Here is a 22,422-nt window from a genome sequence, read left to right on the forward strand (position 1 = left end):
GAGACTATAGACAATGGCTCCTGCGGTATGCAGGAGCCATCTCCTTACTCATCCCAGCCAGCCTATCGCGTCGCCGTCAATTCACGCTGACGATCTGCCATTGCTGATTGGTGCCGCCGTTCCAGTGAAATTGCTGGATGTTGGCTTTGCTGTCCGTACTGGCTCCCGCCACATCCAACGCCTTGCCGCTGTTGACATTTACGATCTCGTAGTAGCCTCCCCCGAGATCGACGATATCCCATTCGTCGTTCGTGGCGGAGCCGCCGAATGTATACTGGAAAACGTTCGCTTTGTCCTCCGTGGAGGCGTTCTCCACGGTCATGGCCTTTCCGCTGTTGCGGTTCAGAATCTTAAAGTGGCCGTCGCCTGCATCGGCGATCTGCCACTCCTGATTGTCCGTTCCGTACCAGGGGAACTGCTGGATGTTGGCTTTGTCGGCGGTGCTGGCGCCTTCTACGTCGGCCACTTCACCGCTGTTCCGGTTGACGATTTTATAATAGCCGCTCCAATTGCCGTTACCGCTGCCGCCGTCGGGATCGCCCTTGGTGATGCGGAAGTCGGTAAAGCGGACTTTCGCCTCCGTCATGCCGGAATAGATGGCGCGATAGATGCCCCATTTCGGACGGTTGATGTCGGCGCCGTCCCGCCACAAGTCGCGCTGTCCGCTGTAGGACATGAGCGTCTGCCCGTCGCTAAGCCGTTTCAAGGTCATGGACAGCGCGCCGTTGTCCGTCATGGAAGCCGTCACCGTGGCTTCCACCCAAGTGCCTCTGATCTGGCTCATGGGTACCGAGGCCAGCGTCTCGACCTCATCCATCGTGGCGCCGATCGGACTGTGGCGGAAGGCCAGCGTATCGCTTCCCAGGACGGAGAAGGTGAGAATCGGCGCGCCGTCGTCGCCGCCTTGCGCTTTTAATTGAAAGATATGGCAGAATCCGCCGGGCGTCTGGAAGCTCGGATCGACGCGGAATTTCCAATCGTACGTCATCGTATCGCCCTCGGACGCTTTGACGTCGGCGGGCGAACTGTTATAGGCCTTCACTTCGTTGCGCTGCCGGTCGGTATTCGATCCGTCATAGTCGCCCGTACTGTGAAGCAGAAATTCGAATGCGGTCCCGACCGTCGAATCGCTCACCTCGTAAATGTGGTCGGTATCCGGACCGTCTACCGGATCGGATCCGAGTTTGTCCTTGAACAGCTGGTAGGCGTCTTCGCCGGCGTTCACTCCGTCCGGCTGGATGGCGACGGTGGTTGCCGCGGTCGCGACGCCGGCCAGCATGGCCAGCATTGCGGATGCGGCCAGAGTGGCGCCGAGGACCTTCATGCCTTTTTTCATGACAATTCCTCCTTGAATTATGAATTTCTTACATCTTCATCATAGCGGGATGCGATTGGGATGATATGGAATTATTTAAGGTGAAGCTGGCGTTTTTTACGAAAGGCCTCGAACGGGGACTTACCGTCGGTTCAAGAGGCGATTATAGTCAAATTACTAGAACAGAAAAAAAGGAGGCGGCCAAGGTGCCGAACCATGAACATTTGCTACACGAAATCCTGGAGCTGGAAGTCGTGGATACCCATACTCATTTGGTTGGAGACCGGTTATGCGCGAAGGATTTCTGGGAGATCGCCCATTATTTCTGGTTCTATCGGGAGCTTCAGGCCGGCGGCTATCCGAACGATGCGGAGCGGCTTCCGGAGGATGAGCGAATCTCCGCATTTCTGGACGCTTACCGCGCAACGGCCAACACGCTGATGAATTGGGTCTTTACGAAGATCATGAACGATCTGTACGGAGTCCGGATTCGCGATGCGAACTCGGTTCGCGAAGCGGACGAGGCCGTCCGCGGGTCAAGCGTTACGCCGGGCTGGGCCCGCCGGACGGCAGCCAAAATGCGAGTTCGCGAGTTCGCGGTCAATATCCCGGAGCATGCAGACTTCCGGGGGATGGACCGTCCGGGCATCCTCATTCCCCGGATCGACGGCAAAATCCACGAATGGATGGACACCGTTCACCGGTCGCCCGATCCGGCCGGAGCGTTCGAGCAAGCTCAAGCCGAGGCGCATGCGCTGATTGACGGCTTCCGCGAGATGAACTGTCCGGGGATCATGACCACGCTGCCGCGTTACGACGCCAGCGCCAACCAGACGTATTCCTTCTCGCCGGGAATGCCAAGCGATCAAGTGCTGATGCTGCTGCTTCATTCGATCTGCCGGCGAGTAGAGGAGAACGGCATGCTGCTGCAGCTGTTTCTGGGCGTGGAACGCTCTTGGAGCGCCATGGCGTTCCCGGCGAACGATCCCGCCCGCATCCTGAAGCTAAGCGCGCTGTTCGAGCGGTATCGCTGCCCGTTCGAGCTGGTTGTCGCATCGGAAATCAACAATCTGGATGTGGTGCAGGCGGCGTGGAACTTCCCCAACGTGCATGTCGGCGGGATGTGGTGGTTTAATTTCCGCGCCAGCACGTACAAGGCCGCGATGCAGTACCGTTTGGAAGCTCTTCCTGCTCTCAAGAGCTCGCTCGTCGTCTCCGATGCGCGCTGCATCGAATGGAGCTACGGCAAGATCCTGTTGGTCAAGCACCTCTTAAGCGAATTCTTGAGCGAACGGATCGAAGCGGGATGGCTCGACAACGAGCTGGCGCTGCAGGTCGCCCGGGATTGGCTGTACGGGAGCGCCGCTCAGCGGTATGGCGTGGGCGTCGGATCATAAAAAAACACAGCCCGTTCGAAGATACGCCATGGAACGGCGCGGTGCCTCGTACTATCATCGGGATAGACTCACATCCATCCCGAAGGAGGAGGAACATGGCCAGCAGCACCGCGCCCGCACAAGCTTTCCGGCCTCATGCCGACAAACCGAGAAAGCTGGCGCCCATTCGCAAACACGGGGTATTGTACCTGCTATCGATTCCGGGCATCGTCTACTTTTTGATTTTCAAATACGTTCCGTTGTTCGGCTCGGTCATCGCGTTTCAGAACTACAGCATTTTCAGCGGAATTTGGCACAGTCCGTGGGTCGGGCTCGACCAGTTCCGGCGAATGTTCGATTACGAGGATTTTACCCGCATTCTGTCCAACACGATTCTGATCGGGCTGTATGACCTGGTCTTCGCCTTCCCGGTGCCGATCGTTCTCGCGCTGCTGATCAATGAATTAAGACTGCTGCCATATAAACGAATCGTTCAAACCGCCGTTTACTTGCCGCACTTCTTGTCCTGGGTGATCGTCGGAGGGATTATCATCAATTTCCTGTCGCCGACGACGGGCGTCGTCAATCACGTTCTCGAGCAGGTGTTCGGCATCGATGCGGTCTACTTCCTCGGCGACAATTCCTATATCCGGACCATTCTGATCGGTTCCGGCATCTGGAAGGACAGCGGCTGGGGAACGATCATTTACTTGGCGGCGATCGTCGGCATCAATCCGGATCTGTACGAGGCCGCCCAGATGGACGGGGCGGGGCGCCTCCGGCAAGTGTGGTCGGTGACGCTTCCGGCGATTCTGCCGACGATCGCGATCCTGTTCCTGCTGCACATCGGACGATTCCTCGACTTCGGGTTCGAACGGGTATTCATTTTCCTGAACCCTTTGAATTCCGATAACGGGGATATCATCGACACGTTCGTGTACAGAACCGGATTGATCGACCAGCAGTACAGCTATACGACCGCGATCGGCTTGTTCAAATCGGTCGTCGGCCTGCTGCTTGTCGTGATCAGCAATGCGCTGACGAGAAAGACGACGGGAGAAAGTCTCTATTAACGCATCGGCATCGAAGGAGGGCTTCAAACGTGAGAATCAGCGCCGCCCAGCGCGCGTTCAACTGGTTTAACATTTGTCTGCTGGCATTCATCTCGATCACCGCGGTCCTCCCGTTCCTCCATGTCCTGGCCCAATCGTTCAGCGACAACGTCGCCATCGACAAAGGCGACGTGTACCTGTGGCCGGTCCGGTTTACCGCGGAAAGCTATAACCTCATTTTTCACGATCCGACCGTCTGGTCGTCCATGCGCAACAGCGTCGTCATTACGATCGGAGGGACATTCATCAATCTGGCGGCAACCGCCACGCTGGCTTACGCGTTATCGAGGCAGGAGTACCGATTCCGCAAGGTCGTCCTGATGATGGTCCTCATTACGCTGATTTTCCAGGCGCCGCTCATTCCGAACTACCTGCTCATCCGGAACCTGCATCTGCTCAATACCCTATGGGCCTTGATGCTGCCGAATGCGATCAGCGCCTTCAATCTGTTCGTCATGCGCTCATTCTTCATGGGGCTGCCCGGCGAGCTGATCGATTCCGGCCGAATCGACGGCTGCGGCGAGCTGCGCATGCTGTGGAGCATCGTGCTTCCGCTGTCCAAGCCGGTCATGGCGACGATGGGGCTGATCTACGGCGTGAACAACTGGAACACGTTCAAGGACGCCATCTATTACATCACCAAGAACAACTTGATCCCGATTCAGGTCAAGCTGCAGCAGATGGTCGTCGACAACACGCTCGGCAATTCGGATATCAATTCGGAGATGGCCAAGCTGCTGTCGCCGGAAGGAATCAAGATGGCGGTCATTATCGTGGCCACGATCCCGATCATGATGGCCTATCCTTTCCTGCAGAAGTATTTCGTGAAGGGCATGATGGTCGGCTCGATCAAATCGTAAAAGACGACAGGCCGGCCTTAAATAAGACCATGTGTTTTTGAAATCCGCAAGATTATGATGAGTTTGAAAAAGGAGAAGAAAGGCAGGGGTTTCTTTGAAAAAAAGAATGAGCGCGATCTTGGCGGTCAGCGTCATGGCAAGCGCGGTCGCCGCAGGCTGTTCGAGCAACGACAACAATGCGGAGGGCAAGGAAAGCCAAGCCGCGAATTCGCCATCCGGCTCGCCGTCCGGGTCTGCCGCGAGCGCGACGCCGTCCGCGGACAAGCCGCTGAAGTTCTCGATCTCCTATCCGACGACGCTGAACGACGGCTACGCGCAGAGACAGTCGGATCTGAGCAAGGAGAAGTGGGTACAGGCGTTGAACAAGCTGACGAACACCGAGCAGATTCCCACTTCGATCCAGGTCGACAACATGCCGGTCATGTTCGCGGGCAACGACATTCCGGATGTAGTGGTCGCCAACAACGGAATTTCCGACAAGTCGCTCGCCGGCGCGGTACAGGCCGGGGTGTTCATGCCGCTGGAGGATCTGCTTAAGCAATACGCGCCCGATCTCATGAAGAACGTGCCGCAGTCGGCATGGGACCTGGAGACGTACAAAGGCCATATTTACGGCGTGCCCGACTACTTGAGCAACCCGAACCGGCGCGCCACGTTCATCCGTACCGACCTGCTGGAGAAAGCGGGCTTGCCAGCTCCGAAGACGGTCGACGATTTCCTGAACGTGCTGCGAGCCTTCAAGAAACTCGGCGTTGAAAATCCTTACCAGATGCGTGCGGATTTCAAGTACGCGGACGTGATTCTGGGCGCGTACGACGTGCTGCCGTACAAGGATCAGTTCGAGGTCGTAGACGGTCAGGTCGTGCCGAAGTTCTTCGACGCGGACAACATGGAGAAGGCGCTGACGACGATGAAGACGATGTTCGACGAAGGGCTTATCGCCAAGGACTTTGCGACGGTGGACGTCAACAAGTATTTTCAGAATATCCGGGGCGGCAGCGCGGGCGTCTGGTCCCAGAACGCCATCAGCATGCCCGACTTCGTCACGAACCTGGACAAATCCACGCCCGGCTCGAAGGTGGACATCATCCCGTCGCCGGTCGGGCCGGAAGGCAAAGGCGGCTATTTCTTCTACGCTCCCGTTACCCGCGCGGCCTATATCAACAAGAAGGTGGATCCCGACAAGGCGATCGACATTATCAAGTATCTGAACTGGATGCAGTCGGATGAAGCGAATTACTTCTTCACCTTCGGGACCGAAGGCGATACGTACACGAAAGACGCGGACGGCAAAGTCAATTACAAAATTCCCGAGACCAAGGAAGAGATCGACGAGGAAGGATGGCGGGGCGGCACGCTGTTCCTCGCTCACGACGGCACGATGAACCGCCTTCGCCTGGACCTGGACGATACCGGCAAGTATGTCGAGAATTCGTTCGATACGGTGCTGGCTAACGAAGGATTGCCGGGAATCGGGTTCTATCCGGACTTGTCCGCATTCTCGAAATACCCGGATTTGACACCGCAGACCGACGTCGGGCCGAAGCTGATCGTCGACCATATGGTCAAGATGGTGTACGGCAAGGAGCCGATCAGCAACTGGCCGAAGGTGATCGAGGAGTACAAGTCCAAAGGCGGCGACGAGATCGTCAAGGAAGCGACCGAACGCTACAACAACAAAGACGGGGTCGTCGACATCGAAAGATAACGGTCCGAGCGCTCATGGGGCTGTCCCGATCCGGGACAGCTCCGTTCCTTTGACGATTCGGAAGGGAGGGGAGCCTTGGCATGAACAGCTTATTCGAACGAATGATGCCGGCGCCGCGAGAGGGCGGTTTTCGAATGGAAGGGTATTGGGTCTGGTGCGGTTCGGTCGTGAAGGGCGAGGACGGCAAGTACCATATGTTCGCTTCGCGCTGGCCCAAGCATCTCCCGATGCATCCCGGCTGGCTGGTCGGTTCGGAAATCGTCCGCGCCGTATCCGATACGCCGGAGGGGCCGTACGAGTTCCGGGAGGTTGCGCTGCCGGCGCGCGGGGCGGAATACTGGGACGGAAGATGCACGCACAATCCGCATATCGTGAAGCACGGCGACGAGTATTTGCTCTACTATATGGGGTCTACGCATCCGTTTCCCGATCCGGAGCCCGGCGAAGGCTACGGCCTGGAAGACCCTCGCTGCATCGTCGCGCGCTCCAACAAACGGGTGGGGCTGGCTGTGGCGAAAAGCGTACTCGGGCCTTGGCGGAGAGCGGACGCGCCGATTCTGCCGGTTCGACCCGGCAAGTTCGACAGCTATCTGACGTCGAATCCCGCTCCTTGCGTTCATGAAGACGGTTCGGCGCTGCTCGTATACAAAGCGAGAAGATACGAGGGCCGCTCCTTCGGCAAGATGACGCTCGGCGTCGCCGCCGCGGAACGCTACGCCGGACCGTACCGCGTGCTGACGGACGCGCCGATCTTCCCTGAAGACCGCTTTCACGTGGAGGACCCGTTCATTTGGAAGAGCGAGAACGGCTTCGAGCTGATTGCCAAAGATATGGACGGCACGCTGTGCGGAGAGAAGCACGGCGGCATTCATGCCCGCTCAAGCGACGGGCTGGAGTGGCGCTTGTCCGAGCAGCCGAAGGCCTACTCCCGGACCGTTCGCTGGGACGACGGCAGCGTTCGGACGATGGGCAGCTTCGAGCGCCCGTTCCTGCTGTTCCAGGACGGAGAGCCGACCCATCTGTTCGCGGCGACGGCCGACGGTCCGGGAGGCTTCCGCCATGCGGCCGATACTTGGAATATGGTCATTCCCATCGCGTCGGGGAGGAATCGGTCATGAAGGCGATTCTGGTCGGCCTGGGAAGCGCCGGATTTCACTGGTACAAGAGGCTCAAGGAGCGGGGACTTTTGGGGGCGGTCGTCGAACGCGATCCCGCCATGAAGAGCAAGATGGAAGGGGATCCCTATCCCTTTTATCTGACGCTCCAAGAAGCGCTCAAGCGGGAGCAGGCCGATTTCGTGGTCAACGTCACCTCGCCGTTTGCGCATACTTCGATCAATCACGCGGCATTCGACTATAAGCTTCCCGTGCTGTCGGAGAAGCCGATCTCCTTCGATTACCTGGAGTCCGTAGAGGTGGTCAGGCGGGCCGTTCGGGAGAATATCCCGTTCATGATCGCGGAGAATTACCGCACCTGGCCATATATTCGCAAAATCAAGCGGCTGCTGGACGCGGGAGCGATCGGCGGCGTGTCGTCCTTGGACGTCCGTTTTTTCCGGTATCATCATGTGGCGCGCCATTACACGGTCAGTCTGCTGGACGACATCGGCGTGCATCATTTCGATTTGATCCGTTACTTGAGCGGAGCCGAGGGGCGGGCCGTTTTTGCGAGCCTGTATCGTCCCGTCGGAGGCTGGGAGGAGGCAGGGGCGGTACTCGGCGCCCACGCCTTCATTGAACTGAATCATGGGATCAAAGCGAGCTATTCGGCTTCGATCGCGGCCAAGGGAAGCCAAACGCCATGGAGCGGAAATTGGCGGATTCAAGGGACGGAAGGCGCCATCGAATTGACGGATCAAATCGTGTATTTGACCTGTGGCGGGGAAAGAACCCGGATCGACGATTTCTCCGACGTGAACGCTTGCGACTGCCTGGACGAATTCCTCCAATCGCTACGCGAGGGAAGGCCGGCAGAGACGAGCGGGGAGGAGTACCTCAAGACGCAAGCGCTCGTTCATAGCGCCCGGCAGTCCCATCTATCGCGGCGGACGGTGCCGGCGGAGCTGCCCGACGTTCGCGGATCGTAAAAAAACACAAGTATTCGAAAGCGTTTGCATTGACCGGGCTTGAAGTCATCCGATAAGATCAAAGCAGGACACCAGTGGAAAAGGACAGGTGGAGGAGCATGCGTCTTCTTATCGTGGACGACGAGCCGGTCATCCGCGGCGGCTTGGTAAAGATGTCGGAGTCGTACAAGCCCGCCTTCAGCCGGATTCAGACGGCCGAGAACGGCTTGGCCGCGCTGGAGCTGATTCGGCAGTCTGCGCCGGACGTCGTGCTGACCGACATCCGCATGCCGAAGATGGACGGGCTGGAGCTGTGCCAAGCGCTTCAGGAGGAGTTCGGCAGCATTCAAGTCGCCGTGATCTCCGGCTATAACGATTTCGATTACGCGCAGAAATGCATTCGTTACGGCGTCAAAAATTATTTGCTTAAGCCGGCCTCCAAAGCGGAAATTCATAGCCTGTTCGACTCCTTGGCCAAGTCGCAGCAGCCGAGCTATCTGCCGATCTCCCGCTACGTCGATTGGATCGATCGGATGGAGATCTGCATCTGGTCGCTGCAGAAGGAGGAGCTGGAAAGGCTGCTGGAGGAATGGCGGGAGTTCATCCATGCCTCCGGTATGGCCTCCACGCAAGTGGAAGAAATATTGGGAGATTGCCTGAAGCTTCTGGCCAAGCGCTTCAAGGAACGCGGCCATGCCATCGAGCTTCCGGATTCGATCCGCTCCGCCGGCGGCGTCAGGGACCAGTTGGACTTGTTCGGGCAGAGTCTCCGCCAGGCCGTTCAACGGCTGTTTACGGCGAGGAACGGCAATTTCAAGGACCCGATGGAAGAAGCCAAGGCTTATATCGACAGCCGATTGTCGCAAGAGATCTCGCTGGAAGAAGTCGCGGCCATGGTAGGTCTGTCGCCGACCTATTTCAGCGCGCTGTTCAAGAAAATGACGAGCGAAACGTTCGTCCATTATCGCATTCACAAGCGAATGGAGAAGGCCAAAGATCTGCTGGCCGTCCCGCACATCCGCATCGTAGACGTCGCGACGGAGGTCGGTTACGACGACTACCCGCATTTTACGAAAACGTTCAAGAAGCTGGTCGGGATGACGCCGTCGGAATTCCGCAGCCAATGGGGCATCCGATGAAGCGGGCCACCTTGTACCAGAAGCTGATCTTCTATTTTTTCATCGTGATCCTGCTGTCTTTGACCAGCGTCGGGATCTTCTCTTATACGATCACTTCCCGGGAGCTCGATGCGGTAACCGAAAACCAGATGTCCCAGATCGTAGGCAACTCCGTGCATCATACCGATCTGTATTTGAAATCGTACGAGCGGGCGATGACGTCCATGCTGTCGAACGTGAACGTCAAGCGGTTCCTGGATACGCGCGTTTACCGGACGCAGTACGAGTACTACGAATTCCGGGAGCTGATCAACGACGAGACGGTCGGGCAGATGTTCATCAGCAATCCGGAGATCGCAGCCGTCTACGTGATCGGCTTTAACGGCAATGCGCTGTACTACTACAACAATATCGTAGGCGAAGATTTCGAGCAGGACGGCGTGGAGCGCCAGCTTGATTATTTTCGCGAGCATACGAGCAAAGAGGGGAGCCTCAGCATCCTGAACCACAGCGTGCTCAGCGGTCAGGAGAACAAAATGCTTACGCTGGTGCGGCAGATCCGGGGACTCTCCTCCACCCGGATGGAAGGCTTCATCGGCATCGAATTCCGCTCCGCGGACTTATCCGCTTTATGGAAAGGCATCGATCTGGGCAAAGAGGGCTATTTCTTCATCATGGACGAGGAAGGGACGATCGTGTACGACTCCAATCAGAACAGAGTCGGCTCTTCGATCTCTCCGGCCTTGGCACGCAAGATCGATACGGCCGGCGATTCGAAGTTCGAATACAAGGCGGGCGGCGTCAATCGGATTTATATGGTCCGGGAGGCGGAGTATCCGAATTGGAAGCTAGTCGTATCGCAGTCCAGGAGCGTCCTGAGGAAGCCCATCGACGACATTCGCCTGACCACGATCGTCGTCGGTCTGTTCACGATGGCGATCGGCTTGTGGCTGGCTTACCGCTTCGGCAAATCGATTACCGGTCCGATCCAGGTCCTGAAGAACGGAATGCGCCAGACCGAGAAGGGCAACTGGGCGATGATCCCGCTTCCGGACCACCGGGACGAGATCGTGGAGCTGATGATCCGCTACAATTTGATGGTGAACCGGCTCTCCGAGCTGGTGGATCAGGTATACCTCGCCGAGCTGGAAAAGCAGGAGAGCGAGCTGGAGCGGCAAAAAGCGGAGTTTCAATCGCTGCAGCTGCAGATCAACCCGCATTTCCTGTACAACACGCTGGAGACGATCGTCTGTTACGCAGCGATCCAGGATTCCGAGGAGATCGCCGAGATCGTGCAGTCGATGGCCTACATGCTTCGCTATTCGGTGCAGACGAATATCGAGGAGACGAAGGTCGTCAACGAATTGAAGCATGTCCTCTATTATATGGTCATCCTTCGCCACCGAATCGGCCGGGAGTTCGAGATCGACGTGGCGATGAAGTCGGAATACCTGCTTGACCGAATGGTTCGCCTGACGCTTCAGCCCCTTGTGGAGAATGTATTTCAGCATGCTTTTCGCGACGGGGTGGAGGATGATCATCGGATTCGCATCGACGCCGGGAAGAAGGAAGGCGTCTTCTGGGTGAGCGTGGAGGATAACGGAGCGGGCATGGACGAGTTCAAGCTGGCCGAATTGAGAAGGAAGCTGGACGGGAATCAATTGGCCGACAGGATCGACCATGCAGGCGGCCCCAAAGGCGGCATCGGCATCTTGAACGTGCACCGCCGCATTCAGCTGGCGTTCGGCAAGCAGTATGGCCTTCGCATCGAGAGCAAGCCGGAACAAGGCACCCGAATCGTCATGATCATGCCGGCCATGGAACCGTTTCCGGAGGACGAGAGGAAAGAGGGGATAAGCGATGCGCAAATGCCGTTTGAGCGATTTGTCGGATAATCCTGACGGGAAGCATCTTTTCCGGAATCTCATGCCCGGATCCTATCTTTCGGCGGGAGGACTTGCGTTCGAACGTCCGGGCTCCCGCAGCCATACGAACGACGGCCCGGACGGGACGGACCGTCACGTCCATTCCGACTGCGAGGCGTTCCTGATCCTTCAAGGCAGAGGGACGTTGGAACTGGATGAGGCGTTCATCCCCATTGTCGCGGGAGACGTCATCGTCGTCGAGCCGGGAGAAGATCATCACCTGATCGCGAGCGAGGATGACCCGCCGGTCGTGTTATGGTGTCATGCGGGGCCACAGCGCCATCCGCGACAATTCGACGCAAGATAATTAAGATTGAAAAAGGAGAGAAGCCGGCTGTGCTTAACGTATCTACCGAGAAACATACGTTTGCGCTGGAAGGCGGAGACGAGAGGTTCGAGAAGCGACTGAACGTCGTGCAGCTTCAGGAGGGCCTGGATCTGATCGAGATTAAGGTGAGCGCCAAGCAAGCGGCGGAACCGCCGGTTCTCGCTCTGAGCTGGAACCACCCCGTGTCCGACATTCATGGCTGCTGGCATGCGTCCGCGGACCGGAACAAGGGATTCCGGGCGGACTGGATGCGCAAGCTGCGCTCCAATCTGGCCGCATCCGCGCCGGCGGTGTCCTTCTTCAATCTGAATGGCCAAAACCGCCTGACCTTCGCCTATTCCGATGCGCTGAACACGGTTCAATTCATGGCGGGCGTACACGAGGAATCCGGGGAGTTCCGCTGCCGGATCGAGCTGTTCACGGAAGCGGCCGGGCCGATCGCCGATTATGAGGCCTCGCTTCTCGTCGATACGCGGGATCTTCCGTATTACGACAGCTTGCGGAATGTCGGCGAATGGTGGGCTGCGATGCCGGAATACGCTGCCGCGCCGGTGCCGGATACGGCGAAGATGCCGATGTATTCCACTTGGTACAGCATGCATCAGAATATGACGGCGGCTCGCATCGAAGCCCAGTGCCGGATCGCCAAGGAGATGGGCATGGAAGCGGTGATCGTGGACGACGGCTGGCAGACGGGCGACATGAACCGCGGGTACGCCTATTGCGGCGACTGGGAAGCGTATGAAGGCAAATTTGCCGATATGCGCGGCCACGTGAACGCCGTCCATCGGCTCGGCATGAAGTTCCTGCTGTGGTACTCGGTTCCTTATATCGGCCGATTCAGCCGCGCATGGGACCGGTTCAAGGACAAAATCCTCCGATTCAACGAGAGAATAGGGGCCGGGGTGCTCGATCCCCGGTATCCCGACGTCCGCGAATATATCATCTCGAAGTACGAGCAGGCGGTCCGGGAATGGAAGCTGGACGGGTTCAAGCTCGATTTCATCGATCAATTTTACCGGCCGGACGATTCGATCGTCTCCTCAGCGGATGGCAGGGATTACGAATCGATTCCGCTCGCGGTCGATCGCCTGCTGACCGATTCGATCGGGAGGCTGAGGCGCCTCGATCCGGATATCATGGTGGAATTCCGCCAGCCGTATGTTGGCCCCGCTATGCGCAAGTACGGCAACCTGTTCCGCGCGTCGGACTGCCCGAACGACAGCCTCCAGAACCGGATCCGCACCCTTGACATCCGGCTGCTCTGCGGAGATACCGCCGCCCATGCCGACATGATCATGTGGAACGAAGGCGAACCGGCGGAGAGCGCCGCCTTGCAGTTCATCAACATCCTGTTTTCGGTTCCGCAGATTTCCGTGAACCTGGATCGAATCCCGCCGGAGCATGCGGAGATGCTGAAGTTCTGGCTGGGCTTCTGGAAGAAGAACCGCTCCGTCCTGTTAGGAGGCGATCTGGCTCCGCGAAATCCGGAGCTGCTCTATCCGGTCGTGCAAGCGGACGGGGACGGCCGCTCGATTCTCGCAACCTATCATGACGAACTGCTTCGTTACCGGAACGTCCCGCATACGGGGGAATTGACCCTGATCAACGGCCGGCTCCGGGAAGGACTCTATTTGGAGCTGGAAGAGGATCTCGGCGAAGCGAAGATCGAGATGTACGACTGCCGCGGCCGGATCGTCCGGACCGAGAGCGTTGCGATGAAGAGGGACGTGCATCGTTTGGCGGTTCCCCCGGCCGGACTCGCCCATATTCAATTTGCAAGAAAGGAGAATGCAAAATGAGATTCGAAGGGGAAAAGGCGACGGACATCCGGATCGCTTATATCGGTGGAGGCTCCAAAGGCTGGGCGTGGGGGCTGATGAGCGACCTCGCCGCCGAGCCGAAGCTGTCCGGGACCGTCAAGCTGTACGATATTGACTATCAGGCCGCAGCGAACAACGCGGCGATCGGCAATCGGCTGAACGGCCGCGAAGACGTATCGGCGAGGTGGACCTACGAGGCGGCGGGCTCGCTCCAGGCTGCGCTGACGGGAGCCGATTTCGTCATCATCTCGATTCTGCCGGGAACTTTCGCGGAGATGGAGTCGGACGTGCACCTGCCGGAAGAATACGGCATTTACCAAACCGTGGGCGATACGGTCGGTCCCGGAGGATTGATGCGCGCGCTGCGCACGATTCCGATGTACGTGGAAATAGCCGAGGGCATCGAGAGATTCGCTCCCGACGCGTGGGTGATCAACTTTACGAACCCGATGACCTTGTGCGTGCGAACGCTGTACGAAGTGTTCCCGAAGATCAAGGCGATCGGCTGCTGTCATGAAGTGTTCGGCACCCAGAACCTGCTCGTCGACATGCTCAAAGACTTGAAAGGCCTGGAAGGGATTGCCCGGCGCGACATTCAGGTGAACGTGCTCGGAATCAATCATTTTACGTGGATCGATCAAGCAAGCTGCAGGGGAATGGACTTGATCCCGCTTTATCGGGAATTCGCTGAGAAGTACGGGGAGATCGGCTTCGAACGGGAGCCCGGCAGATGGGCGGAGTCGCCGTTCCGGTCCGCGAACCGCATCCACTTCGACCTGTTTAAGCGGTATCACGTCATTGCCGCGGCCGGGGACCGCCACTTGGCGGAGTTCATGCCCGGCACCTGGTATTTGAAGGATCCCGAAACGATCCGTTCGTGGAAGATCGGCATTACGCCGGTGTCTCTTCGGGTTCAAAAAGGCGAGAATTTATTGCGGCGAAGCGAGCGGCTGACGAATGGGGAAGAGGAATTTCCGTTGAAAAAAACGGGGGAAGATACGGTGTCGATCCTCAAAGCGCTGGTCGGGCTGGAATCGCTTGTGACCAATGTCAACATGCCGAACGCCGGTCAGATCGGCGGCATTCCGGCCGGTGCCGTCGTCGAGACGAACGCTTCCTTCCGGGCGGATTCCGTGCGCCCCGTCCAGGCGGGCGAGCTCTCTCCGGATATTCATGCGCTCGTCCTGCGTCACGTCATGAATCAAGAAACCGTGCTTCGGGCAGCCCTGACGCGGGACAAACGGCTCGCGCTCGCCGCGTTCCTGAACGATCCGCTGGTTACGATCGCTCCGGGAGAAGCGGAAGCTTTGTTCCATCGCATGCTGAATCATACCCGCGCATATCTGCCGGGATGGGAGCTGTAAGCGACTTAAGAATCTTTTAAGATCCAGTTTACGGGCATTTTATTTCCCTCCTTTACATTGAGGAAGGAAAGGGGCTCGTTCCGATGAATGAAAAAAAACCGGCTGCTCGCCAATCCTGGATTCCGGCCAAGGAACGAAAATGGGTGTTCGCCTTCTTGGCACTCGCCTTCGTCCTTGTCGCGTACGGATTATGGAAAATGCTTTACGATGTCTCGACGGGCTGGCACAGCCCTCCGTTCAAGGAGTCGTTCCAGAGCTACGGTTCCGTTGCCCGCATCTTGCTGTTCGCCGTTCTGGCGCTCTATCCGTTCATGCTCGCGATGAAGAAAAGAATGTTCGACCGATGGACCGGCGTCAAGAAAATGGCGATCCGGCTTCTGAAATGGGTTCGCCATTTCCATGCGCCGCTGGCCATCGCGGCAATCGGCTTGATCGCCCTGCATGTCGTCGGCGCGTTACTATACGGCATCCGGTTCGACTTCACGGACGTAAGCGGTCTGGCCGCGGCGGCCGTCCTTATCGGCGTTCCGGTGGCGGGAATTTTCCGTTACCGGAGACTCGACCGGAAGTGGCACCTGCGGCTCGGCCTTCTGTTCGGCGCCTTGTTCCTCATTCATGCGTTCCTGTAGACAGCGGGGTTAAATATTTAAGAGCGTGCGACGTGTTGAAAAGAACGACGGTCTCGTCCGGATCGATGCCTTGCGCCTCGCGCAGCTTCAGGAGACCCGCGAGGGTCGCGGCGCCTTCGGGCGAGGCGGAAATTCCGCACGTTCCCCATGTCCGTTGGGCGGATCGGATCTCGTCCTGGCCGACGGCAACCGCCGTTCCCCCGGTTTTTCCAAGAATCGAGACCAGAAGATCCAGATCCGGGGGAAGCGGAACGCGCATCCCCGTCGGACTCGCCGTACGCTCCGCTCCGGAGTCCGCCGGACTCGGCGCGCTCGCCATGGCGTCCACGATCGGCCGGCACCCTTCCTCCTGTACGCTGATAAGCCGGGGCAGACACCCATCAACCAAGCCGAGCGCTTGAAGCTCGTTGAAGGCTTTCCACAATCCGATGATTCCCGAGCCTCCTCCGGTCGGATAAACGATGACGTCTGGCAGCTTCCAGCCGAATTGCTCCGCGATTTCAAACCCCATCGTCTTCTTGCCTTCCACGCGGCCCGGCTCCCTTAGGGTACCGGCATTGAACCAGCCCTGTTCCGCTTGAAGAGCGTCGATCCTCTGGCCCGCGTCGTGAATCATGCCGTCTACCAGCGTCGTATGGGCCCCATAGAGCCTGCATTCCTCCACGATCAAAGGAGGACAGTCCCGCGGCAGGAACACATGCGCTTCGATGCCGGCTCTGGCGGCATAAGCCGCGAAAGCGGAGGCGGCATTGCCGTTCGAAGGAACGGCGGCCTTGGCAATTCCCCTTTCGGAGAGAAGGGAGACCGCTACGGCGAATCCCCGCGCCTTGAAGCTGCCGGTCGGATTTTGCTCCTCTCTTTTGACAAGCGCTCGCTTCAGCCCTAGCCTTGCTTCTAAGGAAGGAAGACGTACGAGCGGAGTCCAACCTTCCCCGAGCGACACGGCCGATTTCGGAGAATGTATCGGCAGCAGTTCATGGTAGCGCCAAAGCGAAGCCTCGGACCGGCGGGACAGATTCTTCTTCGTGAATGTCGGACGAGCCTGATCCATGTCGTATTCGACGAGCAGCGTTCCCCTGCACTCCGGACATTTGCCGATCAATCGAAAGTCCGTTTTACGCGAACATCTCGTACAGCGAAGCCAGCACTTGTTCATGTCGCACTTCCTTGACGGTTTAATGGAACCCTTCCCTTTACGATACACGTGCCGTTCGCAGCCGGAACGGCGGCGGCCTAATTCGGGCAACGCCCAACCCGATTCGGCGGCGGCCCATATAATGAAGGCGTGGGAGGGAGCGCAGATGATGCGGCATATGTGCAAAGGGAAAATCCACCGCGCAACCGTTACCGAAGCGCGTCTGGATTACGTCGGAAGCATCACGCTGGACGTCGCGCTGATGAGAGCGGCGAACATCGAGCCGCAGGAGATGGTGCAGATCACGAGTCTGCGGAACGCCACGCTTTGGAAGACGTATGCGATTCCGGCGCCCGAAGGTTCCGGCAAAGTCTGCCTAAACGGTCCGCCGGCCCTGTTGTTCGAGCCGGGCGATCTGATCATCGTGCTCAGTACGGGATGGTTCGGCGAAGAGGAGCTTGCCGGATTGCGGCCCCAGGTCGTGTTCGTCGACGGCGGCAATCGAATCGAGCGCGTCGAGGAGCTGGAATGGACCGTCCTGCGGCAGGATCGGCAATTGGAGGATTGATAAATCGATGGGCAAATGGGAGCTTCACCGGTTTTATTCCAAAGACGGGGTTATCCGCCGTCACATGCCGCCAACGGCCGTCTACGGGCGGGAGAGCCTCCGAAGCTACTTGAACCAATACGGATCCGTCTATATCAAGCCGAATTACGAGCATCAAGGCGCCGGCATCGTCAAAGCCTGGAAGACGGACTCGGGTCGTTATACGTACGTCAAGGTTCGCGGCCGCGCCGCGCCCGCGCTTCCTTCCGCGGATGCGTTGCACCGCAAGCTCAACCTTCGGAATCGGCCGATCCACATCGTTCAGAAGGCGATTCCGCTTGCCAGAGCGGGGGGGCGGCCGTTCGACATTCGCGTCATGATGATGCGTCATCGGGGGCGGTGGACCTATGTCGGGATGCTGGCCAAGGTGGCGGGCGCGGGAAGCGTCATCACCAACGTGAGGAGAGGCAAGGGACACGTGCTGACCGTGTCCGAGGCGCTTCGTCAAGCCGGACAAGAGGGGGCTGCCGGGAAGACGGAGAAGCTCAAAGAGCTAAGCTATCGGATCTGCGGCCGGTTCGACCGCTACAAGTATTCCAGACAGATCGGCATCGATTACGGGATCGACCGCTCGGGCCATTTATGGCTCATCGAAGTCAATTTTGATTATCCGTCGCACTCGCTTTTCGCCAAGCTTCAGGACCGTTCCGTCTACCGCCGCATCAAGTCGATCGCTTCTTCCTGGAGAAAATGACATCGGCATGCCGAAGGCGCCCCGAGACTTTNNAAAGTCTCGGGGCGCCTTCGGTCATTTGTTCAAGGTATACAAATAATTGTATTTGGTCGCGTGCTTCTGTTCGTCCATGATAATGCCCAATACCGTGTCCTTATAGACGCCTGGAGGCAGGGCCGACCAGATCGTTCGATATCTCTCGACTGCCGCCAGTTCGCCGAACAGGGCCGTAACGAGCCCGCTCAGGTAGGAGCCGGGCTTCTCGTAAGGCTCGTTGGCGGAAGGCGGAATTTCCTGACCCGTCAACTCTCTGTACATGCTTCGGAACATGCGGTTATGTCCCCGCTCGTCATCGCGAATCGAGGCGATGATTTTCTTTTGCTCCTTCGTCGGCGCCAGCTTGATCATATCGTCGTAGAACAATTCGTCATGACGCTCTCCCTGAACAGCTTCTTTGATCATATCCAAAGCATGTGCATAAGTCGTCGCCCATACGGGCTGGAACGTTTGGCGATAGCCGTAAACGGGCGCGCTCCAATACATATTCTCGACTCCTTCTGATTCATGGAATGTGATTTACTCCTAGACTATGCGAATGCCCAGTCCGAGGATTGGGCGCGATTGGCCGCGGAATTCTCGTTTCGCTTGGAACGCCGCTATGGTACGATGAGAATCGTGGAACGAGACAAGGCTAGCAGAACGGAGGAACTGATTCATGGCACAGCTGAACCAGACTGTCAATACGGCCATTGTTCCGGTGTCCAAACTGGAAGAAGATAGCTACGACTGGTGGGAGAGGCACGAGCAAATCTTGAATCTGCAGGCGTCGATCGATCCCGAAGTGGTCCTGATCGGCGATTCGATTACGCATTTCTGGGGAGGAGAGCCGAAGTCCGAGGTTCTCCACGGAAAAGCGGAGGCTTGGAATTCCGTGTTCGCCCCTTACCGGGTGCTCAATATGGGCTTCGGCTGGGACCGCACGCAGAACGTGCTCTGGCGGCTCGATCACGGCCAATTGAGCGGGTTGAATCCCGAGGTCGTCGTCATCCTGATCGGGACGAACAACACGAGCGAGACCGAGAACGCGCGGGCGAACGATGCCGGCGAGATCGCGGAAGGTCTGCGGGCCGTCTGCGACCGCGTGGAAGCCAAAGTTCCGAACGCGAAGATCGTGATCATGGCCGTCCTCCCGCGCGAGAAGGACCCGGACCATCCTCGCCGGGCTCTCATCAAGGACATCAATGTCCGCTATGCGAAGCTTGCGGAGGAACGAGGCTACACGTTCGTCGATATCGGCCCCCGGCTGCTCGAAGCGGACGGGACGCTATCGCAGGAAACGACGCCCGATTATTGTCATCTGACCGAGAAGGGGTACCGGCAATGGGCGGATGCGCTGCGGCCGCTTTTGCCGGAACGAGCGAAGTAAGAAAAACGTAAGAGACGGGATCGCGCCGAGAAGCGCGGCCCCGTCTCTTTTTTATTGCGGGAAGACCGAACGGCGCTTACGGATTAATTCATCCGCTTGCGGTATTCCGAAGGAGAGACGCCGTGGAAGCGGGTGAATTGTTTGGTGAAGTGGTGGATCGACGAATAGCCCAGGTGCTCGGCGATGGCCGTCACGGAGAGCCGGCTCTCCCGCAGGGCGGCGGCGGCCCGCTTCATGACGGAGCGGGTCCAGTAGGCCTTGGGCGACCATCCCGTCGCCTGCTTGAACAAGGAATGGAATTGCGTCTTCTTCAGTCCGCATTCGGCCAGCCATTCCGCGTATGACCCGCCGTTCCGGGCTTCCTGCTCGATTCGCTCGACGATCGGCCGGATGCGGAAGTCGACATGGCGCTGCCGTTCCGGGAACAGGGCGAGCTCGATCAGGAACGCTTTGAGCAGAGAACCCGTGATCGCTTCCGTGGAAGGCCGCTTGTCGAATTCGAATTTGCGGACAAGATGCATCAGAATTTGCGCGAGCGCGGAGTCGAGCTGCAGCGCGGAAACGAGAGGCAGCTCGTCCAGCTCGGGACAGAGCTCGACGGGGGTAAGCAAGCTCTCGTCAAACCGCATCTCGTCCCAAACGAGGTGCTCGGCCGTCGCGAGCGGACGATCTGTCCATAGCTCTCCATAGACGTTATAAGTGGACAAGGGGGAGAGAGGCTCGGAGTAGAAGGAATGGGGCAGACTCGGAGGCAGATAAACGAGGTCGCCGGAGCGCAGCGGATACACACGGTTCCGTGCTCGCAGCGATCCTTTGCCGCCGTCGACCAGATGCAGCGCGTAGCAGTAACCGATGCGCATCTGCTCCAGCGGATTCAATTCCTCCGGGAACCGGTAATAGTGGGCGACCCGAACGCTCGGGCGCAGCGATGCCAGTTCCATGGCCGTCAGCCCTCCTCGAGAAGATGATCGGAAGATTTGATCAATTATAGAACGCCGATCCAAAGACATCGGTTATCGCCGAGTCTATGATGGTCTTATCCAATACCTTGATTATGGAAGGTGAGACGGAATGAGTCAACGGACGAACGGCGGAAGTTTGACTAAAGATCAAATCGCATTTTACGAGGAAGAGGGGTACATCGTGCTCCCCGACTTGCTGACGGAAGACGATCTCGCCCCGGCGCGCGAAGCGATGACCACGAAGGTGTCGATGATCGCGGAGGAGCTGCTGCGCGACGGCCTGATCGGCGACGCGCTGGAGAATCGCCCCTTCAAGTACCGGCTGGCCGAGTTGTTCCGAGAATTGACGCCGGACCATTTTCTGAAGTACGGGCGGAGCTGGCGGGATCGCATCCCCGGTTATTTCCAATTGATGAGCCATCCGAAAATTCTCGACGCCGTCGAGTCGCTGATCGGAGGGGAGATTTTCTCCAACCCGGTCTACAACGTTCGTCCCAAAATCCCGCGGGTAGCCGCCGGCGCCGTACCCTGGCATCAGGACAAGTCCTATTGGCCGGACGCCAACTCCAATCCGGTCATCACGGTATGGATTCCGCTCGTCGACGCGAACGAAGTGAACGGCTGCCTGCACATCAAGCCGAGGACGCATAAGAAGCAGCTGCTCAAATGGCATATCGAGAAGGAGACGGGTACGGGCTACACGGCGCTCAGCGAGAGCCAGCTGGGTAAGACGCGGACGGTCGCGCTGCCCGTTCCGGCGGGAAGCGCCATTCTGTTTAACGATCGCTGCCTGCACATGTCGACCCCTAATTTATCCGATGAAGTTCGCTGGAGCGTGGATTTAAGATACCAGCCGACGGACCAGGATCCGATGCCGCAGCACGGAATCGGCTTTCTGGCGCGAAGCCGGCTCTACCCTTGGAAGGCGGCGGAGCTGGACGATTGGCTGGCCGGCCGCATGGAACGGGATTCGTCCGCAGCGGCCGATGCGGCTGCGGCTCAAGGCTGATGGAAGACGGAACGACGGCCCGCGGGAAGGAAGCGCTGATCAGAAAGCGCCCCTCGCGCGGGCCGTTTTTCCATGAAAAAGCTCCAAGTCGGTCAAGCCGTCCAACGCTCGTTCATAAACTGATGAAAGGGGTAATATATCGAAAAATTCGCCGGTCCGGGGAGGGATTCGCGATGCGTTCCGTTTATTCGATTATTCGCAGCTTGATCACCCGCAGCCGGGAGGACGATCTTCCATCGCTGGCTGCGCAATTGTCGTACCACTTGATTTTGGCTTTTTTCCCTTTCCTCATTTTCGTGTTCAGCCTGATCGGATTTTTTCGCCTGTCGGTGGAGGATACCATGAACGAACTGATCCGACTTCTTCCGAAGGATGTCGGCCTGCTGATCGCCAACAACGTGTCCGAAGCGACCTCCGACCGAAATGGAACGCTGCTGTCCGTCGGCCTCATCGGCTCCGTCTGGACCGCGTCGGGCGGCATCAACGCGCTGATCAAAGGGCTCAACAAAGCTTACGGCGAGCCCGAAACCCGCCGCTACTGGGTCGTCAGGCTTGTCACCGTAGCCGCCACGCTGGCGCTGGCCGGCGTCATCGTCCTTACGATGGGCTTGCTCGTGTTCGGCCAGGCGATCGAGCAGCACGGCTTCGCTTATCTTGGCGTGCCCGAGCGATGGTGGAAGACTTGGAACGTGCTGCAGATCACGGTGCCGGTGCTGGCTATGTTTTGCGTCTTCCTGCTGTTTTACCGGATGATGCCGAACCGGAGATTGACTTGGTCCGAAGCGATGCCGGGATCGGCCTTCGCTTCTGTCGGATGGATCGCCGCTTCCGTGCTCTTCTCGTTCTACGTCAACAATTTCGGCCATTACGCGAAAACGTACGGCAGCCTCGGAGCCATCATCGCGCTGCTGGTCTGGCTGTACATGAGCTCGCTCACGGTGCTTCTGGGAGGGGAGCTCAACGCGGCTTTGGCAAGTAAAAGATAGA

General features: G+C 58.3%; 21 protein-coding genes. 17 read left to right on the plus strand and 4 right to left on the minus strand.

The window, feature by feature from the left end:
• Positions 1-76: 76 nt before the first annotated feature.
• Positions 77-1,336, minus strand: coding sequence for an RICIN domain-containing protein (locus H7C18_RS00830; protein ID WP_185127106.1), 1,260 nt, complete (start codon positions 1,334-1,336; stop codon positions 77-79).
• Positions 1,337-1,521: 185 nt separating this feature from the next.
• On the opposite strand from H7C18_RS00830, the gene H7C18_RS00835 reads away from it, so the two are divergent.
• The 12 genes from H7C18_RS00835 (at position 1,522) to H7C18_RS00890 (ending at position 15,623) form a co-directional block, all read left to right on the plus strand.
• Positions 1,522-2,712 carry a glucuronate isomerase gene (locus H7C18_RS00835; RefSeq protein WP_185127107.1) on the plus strand — a complete coding sequence of 397 codons (1,191 nt, stop codon included), beginning with the start codon at positions 1,522-1,524 and terminating at the stop codon, positions 2,710-2,712.
• Between the two features lie 95 nt (positions 2,713-2,807).
• Complete coding sequence (locus H7C18_RS00840) at positions 2,808-3,764, plus strand: ABC transporter permease (protein WP_185127108.1); 957 nt, start codon at positions 2,808-2,810, stop codon at positions 3,762-3,764.
• Positions 3,765-3,793: 29 nt separating this feature from the next.
• Entirely contained in the window at positions 3,794-4,663 is an 870-nt protein-coding gene (locus H7C18_RS00845; RefSeq protein ID WP_185127109.1) for an ABC transporter permease subunit, read from the plus strand.
• 94 nt (positions 4,664-4,757) lie between these two features.
• Entirely contained in the window at positions 4,758-6,371 is a 1,614-nt protein-coding gene (locus H7C18_RS00850; RefSeq protein WP_337912634.1) for a type 2 periplasmic-binding domain-containing protein, read from the plus strand.
• Positions 6,372-6,451: 80 nt separating this feature from the next.
• Positions 6,452-7,489: a glycoside hydrolase family protein gene (locus H7C18_RS00855; RefSeq protein ID WP_185127110.1), complete on the plus strand. Its 1,038-nt coding sequence runs from the start codon at positions 6,452-6,454 to the stop codon at positions 7,487-7,489.
• Positions 7,486-8,457 (plus strand): Gfo/Idh/MocA family protein, encoded by a 972-nt coding sequence (locus tag H7C18_RS00860; protein WP_185127111.1) that lies wholly within the window; start codon positions 7,486-7,488, stop codon positions 8,455-8,457. The genes H7C18_RS00855 and H7C18_RS00860 overlap by 4 nt, the downstream gene beginning before the upstream one ends.
• A gap of 98 nt (positions 8,458-8,555) precedes the next feature.
• Positions 8,556-9,575: a response regulator transcription factor gene (locus H7C18_RS00865; protein ID WP_185127112.1), complete on the plus strand. Its 1,020-nt coding sequence runs from the start codon at positions 8,556-8,558 to the stop codon at positions 9,573-9,575.
• Positions 9,572-11,449 (plus strand): sensor histidine kinase, encoded by a 1,878-nt coding sequence (locus tag H7C18_RS00870; protein ID WP_185127113.1) that lies wholly within the window; start codon positions 9,572-9,574, stop codon positions 11,447-11,449. Before H7C18_RS00865 ends, H7C18_RS00870 begins: the two co-directional genes overlap by 4 nt.
• On the plus strand, positions 11,415-11,786 hold the full coding sequence (locus H7C18_RS00875) for a cupin domain-containing protein (RefSeq protein WP_185127114.1): 372 nt from the start codon (positions 11,415-11,417) through the stop codon (positions 11,784-11,786). The genes H7C18_RS00870 and H7C18_RS00875 overlap by 35 nt, the downstream gene beginning before the upstream one ends.
• A 29-nt stretch (positions 11,787-11,815) precedes the next feature.
• On the plus strand, positions 11,816-13,609 hold the full coding sequence (locus H7C18_RS00880; protein ID WP_337912636.1) for a glycoside hydrolase family 36 protein: 1,794 nt from the start codon (positions 11,816-11,818) through the stop codon (positions 13,607-13,609).
• A complete protein-coding gene (locus tag H7C18_RS00885; RefSeq protein WP_185127116.1) occupies positions 13,606-14,994 on the plus strand; it encodes a family 4 glycosyl hydrolase in 1,389 nt (462 codons plus the stop codon). The genes H7C18_RS00880 and H7C18_RS00885 overlap by 4 nt, the downstream gene beginning before the upstream one ends.
• An 83-nt stretch (positions 14,995-15,077) precedes the next feature.
• Positions 15,078-15,623, plus strand: a complete 546-nt coding sequence (locus H7C18_RS00890) for a hypothetical protein (protein WP_185127117.1) — start codon at positions 15,078-15,080, stop codon at positions 15,621-15,623.
• Here H7C18_RS00890 and H7C18_RS00895 read toward each other — a convergent pair.
• Positions 15,604-16,779: a threonine synthase gene (locus H7C18_RS00895; RefSeq protein WP_185127118.1), complete on the minus strand. Its 1,176-nt coding sequence runs from the start codon at positions 16,777-16,779 to the stop codon at positions 15,604-15,606. The two genes, H7C18_RS00890 and H7C18_RS00895, sit on opposite strands and share 20 nt — an antisense overlap.
• Positions 16,780-16,924: 145 nt before the next feature.
• On the opposite strand from H7C18_RS00895, the gene panD reads away from it, so the two are divergent.
• Both panD and H7C18_RS00905 read left to right on the plus strand, forming a co-directional pair.
• A complete protein-coding gene (gene panD, locus H7C18_RS00900; protein ID WP_185127119.1) occupies positions 16,925-17,326 on the plus strand; it encodes an aspartate 1-decarboxylase in 402 nt (133 codons plus the stop codon).
• Between the two features lie 7 nt (positions 17,327-17,333).
• Entirely contained in the window at positions 17,334-18,059 is a 726-nt protein-coding gene (locus tag H7C18_RS00905) for a YheC/YheD family protein (RefSeq protein ID WP_185127120.1), read from the plus strand.
• 54 nt (positions 18,060-18,113) lie between these two features.
• Here H7C18_RS00905 and H7C18_RS00910 read toward each other — a convergent pair whose 3' ends face one another.
• Positions 18,114-18,581 carry a ferritin-like domain-containing protein gene (locus tag H7C18_RS00910; RefSeq protein WP_185127121.1) on the minus strand — a complete coding sequence of 156 codons (468 nt, stop codon included), beginning with the start codon at positions 18,579-18,581 and terminating at the stop codon, positions 18,114-18,116.
• A gap of 172 nt (positions 18,582-18,753) precedes the next feature.
• Between H7C18_RS00910 and H7C18_RS00915 the strand changes: the two genes are divergently transcribed.
• Positions 18,754-19,464 carry a GDSL-type esterase/lipase family protein gene (locus H7C18_RS00915; RefSeq protein WP_185127122.1) on the plus strand — a complete coding sequence of 237 codons (711 nt, stop codon included), beginning with the start codon at positions 18,754-18,756 and terminating at the stop codon, positions 19,462-19,464.
• A gap of 83 nt (positions 19,465-19,547) precedes the next feature.
• Here the strand turns inward: H7C18_RS00915 and H7C18_RS00920 are convergent, their stop codons facing one another.
• Positions 19,548-20,405, minus strand: a complete 858-nt coding sequence (locus H7C18_RS00920) for a helix-turn-helix domain-containing protein (protein ID WP_185127123.1) — start codon at positions 20,403-20,405, stop codon at positions 19,548-19,550.
• Positions 20,406-20,535: 130 nt separating this feature from the next.
• Between H7C18_RS00920 and H7C18_RS00925 the strand changes: the two genes are divergently transcribed.
• On the plus strand, positions 20,536-21,435 hold the full coding sequence (locus tag H7C18_RS00925; RefSeq protein WP_185127124.1) for a phytanoyl-CoA dioxygenase family protein: 900 nt from the start codon (positions 20,536-20,538) through the stop codon (positions 21,433-21,435).
• A 173-nt stretch (positions 21,436-21,608) separates the two neighbouring features.
• Entirely contained in the window at positions 21,609-22,421 is an 813-nt protein-coding gene (locus H7C18_RS00930) for a YihY/virulence factor BrkB family protein (protein ID WP_185127125.1), read from the plus strand.
• Position 22,422 lies beyond the last annotated feature (1 nt).

Origin of the sequence: Cohnella zeiphila (genome assembly GCF_014212055.1) — a bacterium.
Lineage (GTDB): Bacteria > Bacillota > Bacilli > Paenibacillales > Paenibacillaceae > Cohnella > Cohnella zeiphila.

What these genes read in the sequence shown, in the direction of transcription:
- H7C18_RS00830 (WP_185127106.1), bottom strand. Translation starts at nt 1,336, where the DNA reads ATGAAAAAAGGCATGAAGGTCCTCGGCGCCACTCTGGCCGCATCCGCA.
- H7C18_RS00840 (WP_185127108.1), top strand. Translation starts at nt 2,808, where the DNA reads ATGGCCAGCAGCACCGCGCCCGCACAAGCTTTCCGGCCTCATGCCGAC.
- H7C18_RS00855 (WP_185127110.1), top strand. Translation starts at nt 6,452, where the DNA reads ATGAACAGCTTATTCGAACGAATGATGCCGGCGCCGCGAGAGGGCGGT.
- H7C18_RS00860 (WP_185127111.1), top strand. Translation starts at nt 7,486, where the DNA reads ATGAAGGCGATTCTGGTCGGCCTGGGAAGCGCCGGATTTCACTGGTAC.
- H7C18_RS00865 (WP_185127112.1), top strand. Translation starts at nt 8,556, where the DNA reads ATGCGTCTTCTTATCGTGGACGACGAGCCGGTCATCCGCGGCGGCTTG.
- H7C18_RS00870 (WP_185127113.1), top strand. Translation starts at nt 9,572, where the DNA reads ATGAAGCGGGCCACCTTGTACCAGAAGCTGATCTTCTATTTTTTCATC.
- H7C18_RS00875 (WP_185127114.1), top strand. Translation starts at nt 11,415, where the DNA reads ATGCGCAAATGCCGTTTGAGCGATTTGTCGGATAATCCTGACGGGAAG.
- H7C18_RS00885 (WP_185127116.1), top strand. Translation starts at nt 13,606, where the DNA reads ATGAGATTCGAAGGGGAAAAGGCGACGGACATCCGGATCGCTTATATC.
- H7C18_RS00890 (WP_185127117.1), top strand. Translation starts at nt 15,078, where the DNA reads ATGAATGAAAAAAAACCGGCTGCTCGCCAATCCTGGATTCCGGCCAAG.
- H7C18_RS00895 (WP_185127118.1), bottom strand. Translation starts at nt 16,779, where the DNA reads ATGAACAAGTGCTGGCTTCGCTGTACGAGATGTTCGCGTAAAACGGAC.
- panD (WP_185127119.1), top strand. Translation starts at nt 16,925, where the DNA reads ATGATGCGGCATATGTGCAAAGGGAAAATCCACCGCGCAACCGTTACC.
- H7C18_RS00905 (WP_185127120.1), top strand. Translation starts at nt 17,334, where the DNA reads ATGGGCAAATGGGAGCTTCACCGGTTTTATTCCAAAGACGGGGTTATC.
- H7C18_RS00910 (WP_185127121.1), bottom strand. Translation starts at nt 18,581, where the DNA reads ATGTATTGGAGCGCGCCCGTTTACGGCTATCGCCAAACGTTCCAGCCC.
- H7C18_RS00915 (WP_185127122.1), top strand. Translation starts at nt 18,754, where the DNA reads ATGGCACAGCTGAACCAGACTGTCAATACGGCCATTGTTCCGGTGTCC.
- H7C18_RS00920 (WP_185127123.1), bottom strand. Translation starts at nt 20,405, where the DNA reads ATGGAACTGGCATCGCTGCGCCCGAGCGTTCGGGTCGCCCACTATTAC.
- H7C18_RS00925 (WP_185127124.1), top strand. Translation starts at nt 20,536, where the DNA reads ATGAGTCAACGGACGAACGGCGGAAGTTTGACTAAAGATCAAATCGCA.
- H7C18_RS00930 (WP_185127125.1), top strand. Translation starts at nt 21,609, where the DNA reads ATGCGTTCCGTTTATTCGATTATTCGCAGCTTGATCACCCGCAGCCGG.